17 protein-coding genes and 2 pseudogenes are annotated in these 13,244 nt (G+C 37.6%); 6 read left to right on the top strand and 13 right to left on the bottom strand.

Annotated features, from left to right (window positions below):
* Positions 1 to 100: 100 nt before the first annotated feature.
* Positions 101 to 277, bottom strand: a pseudogene (locus FJR05_RS15130) (Uma2 family endonuclease); the annotation flags it as partial.
* A 133-nt stretch (positions 278 to 410) separates the two neighbouring features.
* On the opposite strand from FJR05_RS15130, the pseudogene FJR05_RS28005 reads away from it, so the two are divergent.
* The 3 genes and pseudogenes from FJR05_RS28005 to FJR05_RS15115 all read left to right on the top strand — a co-directional run.
* Positions 411 to 554, top strand: a pseudogene (locus tag FJR05_RS28005) (helicase); the annotation flags it as partial.
* 69 nt (positions 555 to 623) lie between these two features.
* Positions 624 to 857 carry a hypothetical protein gene (locus FJR05_RS15120; RefSeq protein ID WP_168644752.1) on the top strand — a complete coding sequence of 78 codons (234 nt, stop codon included), beginning with the start codon at positions 624 to 626 and terminating at the stop codon, positions 855 to 857.
* Complete coding sequence (locus FJR05_RS15115) at positions 847 to 1,290, top strand: PIN domain-containing protein (RefSeq protein WP_168644854.1); 444 nt, start codon at positions 847 to 849, stop codon at positions 1,288 to 1,290. The genes FJR05_RS15120 and FJR05_RS15115 overlap by 11 nt, the downstream gene beginning before the upstream one ends.
* Positions 1,291 to 1,327: 37 nt before the next feature.
* On the opposite strand, the gene FJR05_RS15110 is transcribed toward FJR05_RS15115, so the two are convergent.
* The gene (locus FJR05_RS15110; RefSeq protein ID WP_168644853.1) at positions 1,328 to 1,648 is read right to left on the bottom strand and encodes a hypothetical protein; all 321 of its coding nucleotides are present in this window, start codon (positions 1,646 to 1,648) and stop codon (positions 1,328 to 1,330) included.
* Positions 1,649 to 1,760: 112 nt separating this feature from the next.
* Positions 1,761 to 2,291, bottom strand: coding sequence for a hypothetical protein (locus FJR05_RS15105; protein WP_168644852.1), 531 nt, complete (start codon positions 2,289 to 2,291; stop codon positions 1,761 to 1,763).
* Here FJR05_RS15105 and FJR05_RS15100 point away from each other — a divergent pair.
* Entirely contained in the window at positions 2,290 to 2,442 is a 153-nt protein-coding gene (locus FJR05_RS15100) for a hypothetical protein (protein WP_168644851.1), read from the top strand. The genes FJR05_RS15105 and FJR05_RS15100 overlap by 2 nt on opposite strands.
* A 75-nt stretch (positions 2,443 to 2,517) precedes the next feature.
* On the opposite strand, the gene FJR05_RS15095 is transcribed toward FJR05_RS15100, so the two are convergent.
* The 6 genes from FJR05_RS15095 to FJR05_RS15070 form a co-directional block, all read right to left on the bottom strand.
* Positions 2,518 to 3,150 (bottom strand): Uma2 family endonuclease, encoded by a 633-nt coding sequence (locus FJR05_RS15095; RefSeq protein ID WP_168644850.1) that lies wholly within the window; start codon positions 3,148 to 3,150, stop codon positions 2,518 to 2,520.
* 9 nt (positions 3,151 to 3,159) lie between these two features.
* Positions 3,160 to 3,759: a hypothetical protein gene (locus FJR05_RS15090; RefSeq protein ID WP_168644849.1), complete on the bottom strand. Its 600-nt coding sequence runs from the start codon at positions 3,757 to 3,759 to the stop codon at positions 3,160 to 3,162.
* 16 nt (positions 3,760 to 3,775) lie between these two features.
* The gene (locus tag FJR05_RS15085; protein WP_168644848.1) at positions 3,776 to 4,186 is read right to left on the bottom strand and encodes a hypothetical protein; all 411 of its coding nucleotides are present in this window, start codon (positions 4,184 to 4,186) and stop codon (positions 3,776 to 3,778) included.
* 172 nt (positions 4,187 to 4,358) lie between these two features.
* Entirely contained in the window at positions 4,359 to 5,327 is a 969-nt protein-coding gene (gene secF, locus FJR05_RS15080) for a protein translocase subunit SecF (RefSeq protein ID WP_168644847.1), read from the bottom strand.
* The gene (secD, locus tag FJR05_RS15075; protein ID WP_168644892.1) at positions 5,324 to 6,736 is read right to left on the bottom strand and encodes a protein translocase subunit SecD; all 1,413 of its coding nucleotides are present in this window, start codon (positions 6,734 to 6,736) and stop codon (positions 5,324 to 5,326) included. The genes secF and secD overlap by 4 nt, the downstream gene beginning before the upstream one ends.
* Before the next feature lie 169 nt (positions 6,737 to 6,905).
* On the bottom strand, positions 6,906 to 7,889 hold the full coding sequence (locus FJR05_RS15070) for an alpha-ketoacid dehydrogenase subunit beta (RefSeq protein WP_096669596.1): 984 nt from the start codon (positions 7,887 to 7,889) through the stop codon (positions 6,906 to 6,908).
* A gap of 392 nt (positions 7,890 to 8,281) precedes the next feature.
* Here FJR05_RS15070 and FJR05_RS15065 point away from each other — a divergent pair, with 392 nt between their 5' ends.
* Entirely contained in the window at positions 8,282 to 8,815 is a 534-nt protein-coding gene (locus FJR05_RS15065; RefSeq protein WP_371416897.1) for a hypothetical protein, read from the top strand.
* Here the strand turns inward: FJR05_RS15065 and FJR05_RS15060 are convergent.
* Positions 8,812 to 9,942, bottom strand: a complete 1,131-nt coding sequence (locus tag FJR05_RS15060; protein ID WP_168644846.1) for an extracellular solute-binding protein — start codon at positions 9,940 to 9,942, stop codon at positions 8,812 to 8,814. The two genes, FJR05_RS15065 and FJR05_RS15060, sit on opposite strands and share 4 nt — an antisense overlap.
* A 185-nt stretch (positions 9,943 to 10,127) precedes the next feature.
* On the opposite strand from FJR05_RS15060, the gene FJR05_RS15055 reads away from it, so the two are divergent.
* Complete coding sequence (locus tag FJR05_RS15055; protein ID WP_168644845.1) at positions 10,128 to 10,475, top strand: hypothetical protein; 348 nt, start codon at positions 10,128 to 10,130, stop codon at positions 10,473 to 10,475.
* Here FJR05_RS15055 and cobT read toward each other — a convergent pair.
* The 3 genes from cobT to FJR05_RS15040 form a co-directional block, all read right to left on the bottom strand.
* Positions 10,469 to 11,572, bottom strand: coding sequence for a nicotinate mononucleotide-dependent phosphoribosyltransferase CobT (gene cobT, locus FJR05_RS15050; RefSeq protein ID WP_168644844.1), 1,104 nt, complete (start codon positions 11,570 to 11,572; stop codon positions 10,469 to 10,471). The genes FJR05_RS15055 and cobT overlap by 7 nt on opposite strands.
* Before the next feature lie 153 nt (positions 11,573 to 11,725).
* The gene (locus tag FJR05_RS15045) at positions 11,726 to 12,436 is read right to left on the bottom strand and encodes a DUF2232 domain-containing protein (protein WP_168644843.1); all 711 of its coding nucleotides are present in this window, start codon (positions 12,434 to 12,436) and stop codon (positions 11,726 to 11,728) included.
* A 14-nt stretch (positions 12,437 to 12,450) separates the two neighbouring features.
* Complete coding sequence (locus FJR05_RS15040) at positions 12,451 to 13,149, bottom strand: Crp/Fnr family transcriptional regulator (RefSeq protein ID WP_168644842.1); 699 nt, start codon at positions 13,147 to 13,149, stop codon at positions 12,451 to 12,453.
* Positions 13,150 to 13,244 lie beyond the last annotated feature (95 nt).

The raw sequence follows: 13,244 nt of genomic DNA, 5'->3' as shown, positions 1-13,244 counted from the left end.
GTTTTACTTCTGGGGTTTTTGTTATTAACCCACATTTTGCACCCTTGAGTGTCACACCATAAAGAGACTGATATGGTTGGTTTATTTAAGCCTTGCGGTACTACCCTGTTTTCTCTCTTACCCAACTGCGGAAAGATTTCAACAAAGCAATTTCACCCATAGTTTTACTTTGCTGGATAAATCTATTCATATCCCCAACAGAAACTAAAGGAAAAGTCATACTAAACTTAATTTCAATATATTGATTTTCTACCAATTGATAAAATTTTAAAACTTCACAGATATTGGCGAAGTTGGAGATTTTGAAGACAACGAAGATATCAAATCATTATTAATGCAAAGGGCGCGATTAATTGGCATAGCAGAGAATAAATTAATAGCTTTATAAGAATTAATGACAACGATTTTTGAGAGAAACTATTGAAGTGGAACGGAATTTATTAAAGAAGGAATTACGGCGATTTGTGGAATTTGCTGATTTAGCTGATAATGCTGGGGAAGCGAGGATGAAGTTATTAGCTTTGCAAAAACGATATGGTTTATTGGATATTTAATTGACTTTATGGACTAAAAAAAGTAAGATATAATTTAGTAAATATTAATATTGTTGAGGATAAAAGGTAATGAAAACAATAGAAACAGTTGTGAATGTTACCCCAGAGCGACAAATTACAGTCCAATTACCTCCAGATATACCCGCAGGTGAATATCAAGTAGTTATAGTTCTTAATGAAAGTGTTAAACCAGGGCAATTAGCAACGAAAAATCAAGCAAAAAGGTTTAAGTTTTCAGCCTATCCTGTGGGTTTAATTGTTGATAATTTCACGTTTCGTAGAGAAGATTTATATGATAGATAAAGCGATTTTTATAGATACAAATATTTTGATTTATAGCAATTTGGCTTTATCACCATTTCACACACAAGCAATACAAAGATTACAAGATTTTGCTGATCAAAATATAGAAATGTGGATTAGTCGGCAAACTTTACGAGAATATTTATCAGGAATGACAAGACGTAGTGATTTAACTGGAACAATTCCCATTACTTCTTTAGTTGCTGATGTAGAATATTTTAGTAGTTATTTTCATGTTGCTGAAAATACTGCCTTAGTAACTGAAAGATTATTAAAATTAATGACAGAAATTAATATTGGCGGTAAGCAAGTACATGATGCTAATATAGTTGCCACAATGTTAGTTTATGGCATTCCTCGGTTGCTGACCCACAATATAGGCGATTTTGCTAGATTTTCTGAATTAATTACTATCTTACCATTAGAAAACTAATAAATAAACATACATTTCCCAGTCATTACTAATAACCCTACTTATCTTCTAATTGCACACCTTCAATTAGAAGATGAGCAGCTTCAGACATTTCTGTTGTATAAGGTTGTAGTGTATTATTTATCAATGCTTCTGTGGTAGCAAAATCAAGAAACAGCCGCATGAATAGCGAGTCTTCTGCATCTTCATCATCATGCAATTGAGGAACAATTCGCACAATTGCTGTATCGGGTGATAAAACTTCAATCCAACCATCTGCATTCGCAAATTGAGGATGTTCACGACAAAAATCAGCAGGAAGTCGAAACCCTGCACTGTTACCAATTTTGGTGCTACGAATATTGTATGAGTTACTCATTTGTTGTGTATGTACATAATGTAATTACATTATAACTAGAATCAATAGTAATTTATAAATTTTCACTAGTTTATGAGACATTAATATTACTCCTAATTTTTATATGGCTTGATTAATTAGATTTAAATAAAGAAGCAAGAATAATATCTAATCCTGAAAGTATAGTTGCAAATCCCAAACAAATAACAGCTACTTTCAAACTTTTACTTTTCCTTCTCAAGTCAAATTCTTCAATATCCTTATCCCATAAGGTGATTATAGATAATCTATAGTCTTCTTCTGATATTTTCAGACATTTTTCTATTAGTTCACTAGGCCGTACAATTGTACCTGTACTTTTAGGAAACAATGCAATTAAGCTAATAATTATAGATACAATTAATAAGATACAGCTTACAATTTTTAAGATTAAGCAAGGATAACAACTCATGATTACACCTAAAATTGCAATATCTATTTTAAAAGATTTATCAGGCAAACTAGAGGAAAAACGTATCAGAACCGCATTAAATCCTATAACAGCACTTAACTTAGTGTTTATACCATCAATACTTCCCTGAAGATCCTTAATAGCCTTTTCCGCATATTCATAAATTAATGTTATATTTGACTGATGTTGTACATTATCTTTAGGTAATTTCATGTCTAATAATCAGAATAACCAATCTTCAAACACAGAAAAATCTAGCACGGAAGAAGTTAAAACGCAACCAAACACACCAACAACAGAAAAAAAACCTCAAATTATAACTTTTGATCGCACTATTTCACATCAGGAATTCAGCGAAAAATAAGAATTTAAGTCAATAATATCCGGGTAAGAAAGTTATATATTAAGTTTGTAAGGGAAGACACTCATAAAAAATAAATTACCCTATCTTCCCTTTTACCCAAACACGGAAAGATTTCAACAAAGCAATTTCACCCATAGTTTTACTTTGCTGGATAAATCTATTCATATCTCCAACAGAAACTAGAGGAAAAGTTATACTAAACTTAATCTCAATATATTGATTTTCCATCAATTGATAAAACTTCAAAACTTCACCGTTATATTTCCACAATTCAGTCACACCTAAAGCTGCATAAATATTAAACTTATTCACAGAACTGCTAGTAATATCAATTTCAACTGCTAAATCTGGAGGAGGATCTATTTCTAAATTTAAAGTTTCCTTGCCTCTCATAGCTGCTTCATTTTGGATATAATAGCAACTATCTGGTTCTATTCCTTTGGCAAAAATTTTACGTTTTAATGTTGTAGAACCAGCACTTCTGATTTCTATATCTAATTCTTCAGCTAAAGCAATAATAAAATTACCCAAATTGCTTTTCGGATTTTCGTGTTCAAAAAGTGGAGTCATAATTTCTAAAGTACCGCAGTCATAAGCAAACCGAGAACCCCTATCCTCACCTGTATCTCTTAACAAGGCTTCAAAGGTTTCCCAGCTAACGTTATATAAAACCGTTCTTTGTTCAGCAGTAATTGACTGAAGAAACATATATAATACCTATTCCATCACGATACTAGATAAAATACCGAGAATTTTACCGATATTATTAATATAATAATCTGTTAAGTCAATTTCTACTACTTGATTAATAAGTTTTAAAAATTTCCAGTTAGTACCAGTGGTGACAGTACCATAAATTGTGTGAATATTATTACCCTCACGTTCATTAAACATTCTGGCGGCAATCATTTCCGCTACACATTGTCCTAAACCTGCATTGATATTTTCTTTTTTCGCTTCTACAATTGTGACAACTGGAGCATTAACAATTAATAATTCTGGTGAACGACTAATAATAAAATCACAATTACCGTTTAATCCTTGTTCGGTATCTACAGTAAAATCAATCCCTGAAAATAAACTGATTTGATTGTTTAAATATTTTCTAGCAGCTATTAAAATCGGCGCAATTATCATTTCCGAACGGGATTTTTCAGTGTTACTAGCAAGTGCTAAAGGTAGATTTTCTTTTAATACTTCTGTTAGTAAATCTGGGCATTCAATTTCTGGAATAGAGGCAAAAATATTAACTTTATCTATAATCGTTAAAGCAAAGGCTTTTCTAACTTTGTCTAGAGTAAATTCACTATATGACATTTGAATTATTCCCTGATTATTTACAAACCCATTTCCATAAAGGATGAGAAGATCCTTGTTGACGAATCCGATAAAGTTGCTTTTTTAAATTTTCCTGTTCTTGTAATGGTAATCCCCATATAATATTACGACTTTGCCAAACTAAAACAGAAGCTGTCATCCCAATACATAAACTTAAACCTAGTGTAGATAGAGGATGAAAAATCAGTGTATATCGTAGTCCTACCCAAGTAAAATATTCTCGTAACAAAGAAATTTCAGTCCGTAAATTCCATAGGCACAAAGGCGCAATAATTAGCCACAAACAACCGGCAAATAACCATCTGCCACATACTGTTAGCCTATGTAGTTTTTGTAATTGTTGAGCAAAAGTAGGGTCTAATTCCACTGCTTCTGGTTCAATTTGTGGTTCTTCAGGTTTATCCATAGGAAGATTATAGCTTCTACAAAAAAACTCCAAAATCTCGTTAATCTCGTTCCCAGTCTCCGACTGGAAATGCTCATAATTGCGGCTCTGCCGCTAGTGAAAAGGAGGCTCCAGCCTCAAATTAGGCATTCCCAGCCAGAGGCTAGGAACGAGGTATTTTCCATGAATGAATTTAACCTTCTTGAGAGCTGACGGGGTTTTCAACTGGGTATTCTTCAGTGCGTTCTCGCCACCAAATTAACAGTGTACTAGCAATGAAAATACTAGAATAAGCCCCCGCTATAAAGCCGATAATTAAAGCCAGCGAAAAATATTTCAACGTCTCCCCACCAAATAGGAAAATGGCAAATAACGACAACATGGTTGTTAAACTGGTATTGATTGACCTGGATAAAGTTTGATTGACAGCATTATCAACAATATCCGCAATTGGTTGATCAGGGTTAATTTTGAGAGTTTCCCGGATGCGATCATAGATTACCACTGTATCATTAACAGAGAAACCTGTGATAGTCAGCAAGGCGACAATAAAGAGACTATCTACTTCTATACCTAAAACCAAACCCAAAATTGAGAATATCCCTGCTGTAACAAAGACATCGTGAAGTGTGGCAACGATCGCAAAAATGGCATAATCCCACTGGAAGCGGAAGCTTAAGTAGATAATAATACCGATAAAGGAAACTATCAAAGCTAAAACCCCAGAAGTAAATAACTCCTTTCCTAAAGTTGCACCAACCGAATCAATTTGATTTTTTTGTGGGTCAAAAGCGCCGATTTTTTCAGTTAAGGCAGTTTGCAAATTTGTCCGCTGTTCTGTTTCCAGGTTCTTTGTGCGAATAGTAATACCATTTTCTTGGCCATTTTCAGAGATTAATTGAATGCTACTATCTCCAAGTCCCTGAGATTTAGCTACTTCTCGCACAACGTTGATATCTATGGGCTGGTCACAGTTACCAGGTTTGCCACAGTCCCGCACAAATTGCAACCTTGTCCCCCCGATAAAATCCAAGCTAGGACGCAGAGGTGCTTTGATACTAGGATTGAGGGTAGATATCACCATAGAAATGATACCGACCAGGATAATAACAGCGGAAATAGTCCACCAAAGACCCCGTGATTTGTTAATACTTAGTCTCATTGTGCCACTCCTGTTTTATTCACTACTGGCACATTAGGAGCATAAAGTGCTGTGTTCCGTAAAGAGGGAATGGAAATAACTAAAAACATCAATGTGCGACTACAAGTAATTGCGGTAAACATACTTACCCCTACGCCTAAAGCCAAGGTAAGAGCAAAGCCTTTTACTAACCCTGAACCCAACCAAAACAATGCAGTACAAGCAATCCAGGTAGTAACGTTACTATCTAAAATACTAGAAAAGGCGCGGTAAAAACCCGATTCTACAGAACGATACAAAGATTTACCTGCTTGTAGTTCTTCTCTTGTGCGTTCAAAAATCAAGACGTTAGCATCAACCGCCATACCGATACTGAGAATAAAACCAGCAATTCCTGGTAAAGTCAGGGTAACACCCAATAAACAAAAAGCAGCCCAGGTAAGTAGGGAATAAATTAATAGTGACACATTCGCTATCATTCCTGGTAGGCGATAGTAAAACACCATAAATATTAATACTAAAGTCAGACCACCTATCCCAGCATATATGCTTCTTTGAATGCTATCTTTTCCTAGAGTTGCACCTACTGTTCTTCTTTCGGCTATTTCCACAGGAACGGGTAATGCACCACCGCGTAACTGTACTCCTAAGTCGTTGGCTTCTTGGGCTTGAAAACGACCTGTGATGATGGCAGAACCGCCAGTAATCCCTGTAGAAGCGTGTTCTACGCCTACGGTGGGTGAACTAATGACTTCATTATCTAGAAAAATACCAATACTCCGACCTGTACCTGCAAGCTCTTTGGTGAGTCCAGCAAAGAGTTCTCCACCTTTTTGATCAAAACGGATGGCTACATTCCAGTTAGTGTCTTGAGTGGGTTCACCGTAGGCATCCTTAAGATATTTGCCGGTGAGGGGTGGGTCGGTACTTTCAAACAATTCGGCGATCGCTTGATTATTCTTTTGAAACTCTTCGTTATTCTTATCAATCGCGGCTTGATCTTTGGACTTTTTCAATTCTTCCCGCTTAGTTTTTAGATCATTGCGTGTGATCTGGAAAGCGAAAAGTTGTGTTTCTGTATTCGGTTTTTGGACACGGAACTCTAGCTGCGCTGTTCCTCCTAATATCCGTTCTGCTTGTTCTGGGTCATTGACACCCGGTAGTTGTACGGATATTTTATCTGTACCGATAGTTTGAATTAATGGCTCAGAAACACCAAGACCATTAATTCGCCCTTCGACTACTTTTTTCACCGCTTCCAATTCTCTTTCGGTGATTTGGGGAATTTCCGCCGTTGGTTTCACCTGAATAGTAAGCTGTGAACCACCTCGTAGATCTAACCCCAAGGGGACAGGAATTGTCACAATCACCGTAATAGCGGCGATGACCAAAACTATAATTAACGCTAATAGCGATCGCTGTTTTTGCATACCATCACTCACAACTAACAAAGGTTATAATAACGTTCTTTGATCTCGTTGTGAGTAGAAGTTTGAGGTGGTCATTGGTCATTGGTCAGTGGTCATTGGTGATTGGTTATTGGTTATTGGTTATTGGTTCACAGCAACGAACAACGAACAACTGACAAATGACAAATAGCTAAACTCGCAAAGCTATCATCTTCTGGACAGCTTCCACGATTTGTTCTGGTTGGACAATAGTTAGGCGCTCAAGATTACCGTTGTAAGGTGTGGGAATATCTTGAGAAGAAAGCCGCAATACAGGTGCATCTAATTCATCAAATAAGCGGTCATTAATTGAAGCGGTTAATTCTGCACCAATACCCCCGGTTCGCATACACTCTTCCACAACAATTACCCGGTGAGTCTTGCGAATTGATGCGCCAATAGTTTCAAAATCAAGAGGTTTCAGGGAAATTAAGTCAATAACTTCTGGATCATAACCTTGTTTTTCCAAAGCTTTCACAGCTTGCAGCACATGATACCGCATCCGCGAATAAGTTAAAATCGTCACATCTTTACCTTGACGAACAACCTCAGCCTTATCTAGCGGTAGTACATATTCTGTTTCTGGGAGGTCTTCTTTTAAATTATAAAGTAAAACGTGTTCAAAAAATAACACAGGGTTATCATCACGGATAGCTGCTTTCAGCAATCCTTTAGCGTTATAAGGCGTGGAACAAGCCACAATTTTTAAACCGGGAACAGCTTGAAAATAAGCTTCGAGACGTTGGGAATGTTCCGCACCCAATTGTCTACCCACACCCCCAGGACCACGAATCACCATAGGGATTTTAAAGTTACCACCGGAAGTGTAGCGTAACATACCCGCGTTGTTAGAAATTTGGTTGAAGGCGAGGAGCAAAAAGCCCATATTCATCCCTTCAATAATTGGTCTTAACCCAGTCATAGCCGCCCCTACAGCGATTCCTGTAAAGCTATTTTCGGCAATGGGGGTATCTAAAACTCGCAGATCACCATACTTTTGGTGTAAGTCTTTAGTAACTTTATAAGAACCGCCGTAGTGTCCCACGTCCTCACCTAGAACGAATACGCTAGAATCGCGTGCCATTTCTTCGTCAATAGCTTCCCGCAGCGCGTTGAAAAATAGTGTTTCTGCCATTTAGACCTTTATTACATTTTATCGTTATAGAATTTTATCGTGCCATTGCCCCGAATACCGTCAAGCGTAGCACTGTTGTTGAGAACAAAAGATAATTTTCACATATTTTACAGCAGGAGTCAGGTCATTGGTCATTGGTCATTGGTCATTGGTTATTGGTCATTGGTCATTGGTCATTGGTCATTGGTCATTGGTCATTGGTCATTGGTGAAAACTATTCTTCTTTCTTCTTTCTTCTTCCGCCTGAACTCCTGAACTCCTGAACTTCTGACTCCTGACTCCTGACTCCTGACTCCTGACTCCTACTCTTCAATAAAATTTTTATATTTCAATCAGGATTTTCTCAAGTGAAGCATGAACATTATGGGAAATAAATATAAAGCATCCAAGCTATGACTAACAATAAGTTATTTATCCGTAAAAAACCACTGTTATTATTAGCAATGGGGTTTTTTACTGCTGCGCTTTTACCCATTCTCCCATCAAAAGCAGAAACTATTCTTCTCCCATCTAATGCACCTTTACAGTTAGATCTACTTACTCAACCAAAGGATAATATCATCACAGCTAAAACTATTGATCCTCAAAAATTAACAGTTCCTAGTTTATGGTGGGCTAAGGAAAACTCAGAAAAACAACTTTTAGATAATTGGATAGTTTATCCAGCCTCGCAAACAGAAGCACCTCGCGCAGATTTAATTGTTAATCAGCAAATTTGGGGCTTATTAGACTATTTTGGTAAATATGTCTTTGTGAATCGTTTAGGTAGTTTAGCTAGTAAATCTGGTTACAATATCCGAATTTTTAACTACCAAAAAGAACCTTTAGCAACTTACACCTGCAATTTTCCTCAAAGTCCTGCTTCTTGTCGGCTTCAGATGAATCATCAAAATAAAGTCGGTTTCAATTTTGCTTGGTCAAATTAGGATTTTTTGATCTTCATAAATAAATCTTCGTACTCTTTCATCACTGCTGGAGGGAAAGGCCGTAAAAATTCACTTTTGGCAAAAGTTTCTGAATCAGTTAATAATAAGTTCTGTAATTGCTGCTGAATATCCCCACCAGCAATGGTTTTGTCAATTGGAGAATTACTTTTAGTTAGTAAGGCAATTTGTTTAGATGTATTGGGTTGTAAACAAAAATCTAGCCATTGGTATGTTAAGCTATCATTATTAACACCTGTGGGACTTACCCATAAATCAGCCCAAATTGCTGTTCCTGATTTGGGGACAACTGCGGCAAATTTTGGATAACGATTGATGATAGGGATAATGTCATCAGACCAACCAACTGCTAACCAAGTGTCTCCAATAATTAATGGTTCTAGATAATTTTTAGAATCATAGAATTTGACTTGTTGATTTAATGCTTTCAATTCTGTTTCTAAGGCAGGGATTTGATTGATGTTGTCTGTATTATAAGATTTTCCTAATTTCTTTAACACTAAACCAATGACTTCTCTAGGATGATTTAGTAAAGAAATGCGATTTTGCAATTCACTCCGCCATAAATCACTCCAATCTGTTGGTGTCCAACCCAATTGTTGAAACTTTTCTTGATTATAAATAATTACTGTATTTCCCCACCGATAAGGAACGCCCCAAATTTTGCCCTCTTGGTCATGTTTAATTATTTGTTGCCATTTTTGATTGAGGTTAACTAAATTTTTGATATTTGTTGTTGCTAATGGTTGAATTAATTTTTGATTAATTGCTGCTTGTAACCAATAATCTCCCAATGTGATTAAATTGGCAGTTGGTGATTTTTGATTTTGATTGAATGGTAAATAACGAGTCCATTCTTGCTGATTATTAGTTGGTGGTTTTTGCCACGTTTGTAATAATTTAAACAAATCCTCAAGCTGATTAATGGGGGTAAATTTTAACTTTCCCCCTTGAGTTACAGTTTTCCGAAACTGATTAACTACCTGACCGGGGATAGAATTTTTTAATAATTGGATGTTTAAGAGTGGTTGCTGGTTTGTGCCGCAGCCGGCGATCGCCTGAGAAAGTGCTAGAATACTTGTACCTAATAGAAAAGATCGTCTGTCCATAGTTTTATATGTATAAGCACAGTTGATAATTATCAGTTTAGCTAATTAATATGCTTGATTTCTATAAAAATTCCAGCATTCCATCAATAAAAAAGCCATGAAAGGTTAAATGATCCATAAGTATAGCTAGGATTGTCAGTAAAGTGAATAACATGGAGAAAATATTTTTTTGGTGCAGGTATTAAATGGAATCATTAGAAAAACAAATTCTCACGTTAAGTCAGAAGGTTAGCGCCATCTATGAAGTGATTGAAAGGCTTGATATGAGGCTATCTCAAGCTTTGTCAGATTCATCTTTAGGGCAATTACCAGCTATAGAGCATTATTTGGAAAAAAAGCCGTCAGTACATGATTTAAAAGAATTGAAGCATAAGGATGTTTTGCTCGATAGTGTTCCTGAAATGATTTATCAGACTACAGATAAACACATAACACCAGAAATTCAAATTCAACGCCTAACAACGCAGTTGACCGCCGCATATCATCGAATTGCTGCCTTAGAAGAGCAGTTACTCAGACAGAGGGTTTATTGATAGGTGCTAAATTGCTCAAATTGGGCTTCAATGGCTGCTAATAGTTGATGTTGTTGCCAATTTCCACTTAAAGCAGCAGCAATACAAGCCGCTCCCGCACCAATACCTTCTTTAACAAAACCCCGTTCATAAGCTTGAAATTGGGGATATCGGGAATTAGCAAAACTCAATTGTGTGGCTAACAATGGGGGAATGCTATTTTTGTTTAAATTTTGGGCTAAGTCAATTGTTGCGCCGGTGGCATCTTCTGCTACCCACCGGGTTGTACCAATGACAATTTCTGCGGGTTGCCAAGATAGGTTATATTTGTGAGCGATCGCTTGAATTAAAGCATAAACTGCTAACATTTGCGTCCCTCCACCTAATAGTACCCCACAACTTCGACTCGCAGCGATCGCCATTCCTGCTACTACCACCTGCATAGGATCACCTACCGCCGCCACCAGTTCTAAAGGATCAACTGACGGGGGCATTTTTTTTAACCCAGTCTGCACCAAATCCCATTTTTGTCCGTGATTACACACAGGATGGCTACTATTAACTTTACCAGCAGCATCAATCCCCAAACCAGTTAAAATTGCCAAAGCCGTTGTTGTGCCACCGACCACGCACTCACTCAGAATTAAATACCCATCAGAATTTAACTGAGAACTTAATTGATCACCACAACGTAATCCTTCAGCTAATAAATGTTTAACAGTATCTACATTCATCGCCGCACCACCACTTAAACACTTCGCTGGCGCACCACCCAAATCAATTAATGGCACAGGTGGAATATGTAGTAATCCCGCATTAAACAAGTACACAGGGATATTTAAATTAGCCACCACCGCCCGCGAAATCAGCACAGGAGAAGCCCCCGATGTCAAAGGTGGTAGAGGGTACTTGGGTTGATATTCAGCACCGTAATAGAGAAATTCCGCATCAGCACAAGCCGTATATCGGCGATCATCTGGAGTCAACCCAGCGGCAGAAATCCCCGGAATCAAACCGGTTTCTGTAAATCCTAAAACACAGGCAAATATCGGTAATTTACCCCGATAACGATTAAGCCATGCTTCACCCTGGGGAACTTGGGTATAAATATTAATCATATAGCAGGTAATTAGTCAGTAGTCAGTGGTCAGTGGTAATTGGTAATTGGTCATTGGTAATTGGTCATTGGTAATTGGTCATTGGTGAAAACTTTTCTTCTTTCTTCTTTCTTCTTTCTTCTTTCTTCCTCCTGACTCCTGACTCCTGACTCCTCATTCATAATCCATCAACACCTGCACCCAATGAGGTGGACGGGAGATAGGATTGCCTAAACGGTCTAAAAGTAACCAAGCTGTAAGATGAACTATAAACAAGTAAATAAAATTATTGAGCAGAATCAGAGCGATCGCTCCTAATTGAATTAATAATAAATTGGGAGTCATTAACAATTCCAACTTTAAAAAAATCCATTCAATAATTTCCGTCACCTGATTAATCACATAAACCCACAAATCTTCCCCCGATAGCACCGACAAAAACCACAGGCGAAAAAACACCCCCAGCGTCCCCAACAGCGTCCCTAAAGTAATCGAAACAATCCACGATACACGACGATACCAACTCGCCCCTAACAGCACACCCATTAAGGCAAAGGGGATGACAAATAATAAACTCCGCACCGGGCCCATCAACACAGACAACAACAACCCAGAAGTTACCGCTGCCATCCAAGCTGCCCGTTTACCCCAACGTAAATAAACCAAAGCAATAGGAATAGGAAAAAACACCCGCAGTAGTGGACCCAAAGGGAAATAAAAATTAATAAACCAAATTAAACTCGCCGTACTGGCTAAAAAAGCCGTTTCCACCATCCTTAAGGTACTTTCAACCTTCAGAGGTTGGTACTGTAATTGTGGTTGGGAAAGAGATTCAGGAGATGAATCTTGCTCTGGTTCTTCTGGTAGGGAATCAACGATACTCATGCCAAACAACTAAATTAAACTATAGTTTTTTCCAAAGCTGACCAATCTGGAATATGAATTCTATCTTGATCCCTCACAATCAAACCCTTTTTTTCTAGCTTTGTCAGCACTCTTGTCACAGTTTCCCGTGCCAACCCACTTAAACTACTTAACTCCCGGTGCGGTAAATTAGGAATTTCCGTGCCAGCATTCTCTTGTTTTCCTTGTCCCTCTGCCAAAAATAGCAACGTATCAGCCACCCGTGACTGACTATCCGACTCCCGAAGACGTAATCTTCTGTTCACCTGTCGCAACCTTCTAGCCATTAATTGAGCCAATCTCATGCCCGCTAAAGGTTCTGTTTGCAGCAAATTCACAAAATCTTGAGCAGGTATACTCGCAATCGTCGTCGCTGCCAGAGTAATAACATCAGTAGAACGGGGGACTTCATCTAGTGCTGCCATTTCCCCAAATAATTCCCCTCTACCAATAATATTTAGCGTTACCTCTTTCCCATCTAAATTATATGTACGGATTTTTACCCATCCATCCATAATGAAGTATACAGAACCGCCCCAGTCATTCTCCAGTAAAATTACTTGGTTAGCTGGATGAGTACGAGTAACAAGATGAATTAGAGCCTTTTCTACACCCATTTCTGGCAAACCTTGAAAAAATGGGGCTGTAGTCATCCATGTATGGGATGTGTTGTTTGTATTATATCGTTCTTCCATCAGGGCATCTTGATTATTAAAGTTGCTATCATCACAACACTAAGATCGTTATTCTAAACCTAGACCATCAAAGTAAAACCACCTTTAACAGAGAT

Source organism: Dolichospermum sp. UHCC 0259 (assembly GCF_009711935.1).
Lineage (GTDB): Bacteria > Cyanobacteriota > Cyanobacteriia > Cyanobacteriales > Nostocaceae > Dolichospermum.
This window is presented reverse-complemented; position numbering and strand designations above follow the sequence as displayed.

Coding starts and splice junctions, on each gene's coding strand:
- FJR05_RS15120 (WP_168644752.1), top strand. CDS start 624: ATGAAAACAATAGAAACAGTTGTGAATGTTACCCCAGAGCGACAAATT.
- FJR05_RS15115 (WP_168644854.1), top strand. CDS start 847: ATGATAGATAAAGCGATTTTTATAGATACAAATATTTTGATTTATAGC.
- FJR05_RS15110 (WP_168644853.1), bottom strand. CDS start 1,648: ATGAGTAACTCATACAATATTCGTAGCACCAAAATTGGTAACAGTGCA.
- FJR05_RS15100 (WP_168644851.1), top strand. CDS start 2,290: ATGTCTAATAATCAGAATAACCAATCTTCAAACACAGAAAAATCTAGC.
- FJR05_RS15105 (WP_168644852.1), bottom strand. CDS start 2,291: ATGAAATTACCTAAAGATAATGTACAACATCAGTCAAATATAACATTA.
- FJR05_RS15095 (WP_168644850.1), bottom strand. CDS start 3,150: ATGTTTCTTCAGTCAATTACTGCTGAACAAAGAACGGTTTTATATAAC.
- FJR05_RS15090 (WP_168644849.1), bottom strand. CDS start 3,759: ATGTCATATAGTGAATTTACTCTAGACAAAGTTAGAAAAGCCTTTGCT.
- FJR05_RS15085 (WP_168644848.1), bottom strand. CDS start 4,186: ATGGATAAACCTGAAGAACCACAAATTGAACCAGAAGCAGTGGAATTA.
- secF (WP_168644847.1), bottom strand. CDS start 5,327: ATGAGACTAAGTATTAACAAATCACGGGGTCTTTGGTGGACTATTTCC.
- secD (WP_168644892.1), bottom strand. CDS start 6,736: ATGCAAAAACAGCGATCGCTATTAGCGTTAATTATAGTTTTGGTCATC.
- FJR05_RS15070 (WP_096669596.1), bottom strand. CDS start 7,889: ATGGCAGAAACACTATTTTTCAACGCGCTGCGGGAAGCTATTGACGAA.
- FJR05_RS15065 (WP_371416897.1), top strand. CDS start 8,282: ATGACTAACAATAAGTTATTTATCCGTAAAAAACCACTGTTATTATTA.
- FJR05_RS15060 (WP_168644846.1), bottom strand. CDS start 9,942: ATGGACAGACGATCTTTTCTATTAGGTACAAGTATTCTAGCACTTTCT.
- FJR05_RS15055 (WP_168644845.1), top strand. CDS start 10,128: ATGGAATCATTAGAAAAACAAATTCTCACGTTAAGTCAGAAGGTTAGC.
- cobT (WP_168644844.1), bottom strand. CDS start 11,572: ATGATTAATATTTATACCCAAGTTCCCCAGGGTGAAGCATGGCTTAAT.
- FJR05_RS15045 (WP_168644843.1), bottom strand. CDS start 12,436: ATGAGTATCGTTGATTCCCTACCAGAAGAACCAGAGCAAGATTCATCT.
- FJR05_RS15040 (WP_168644842.1), bottom strand. CDS start 13,149: ATGGAAGAACGATATAATACAAACAACACATCCCATACATGGATGACT.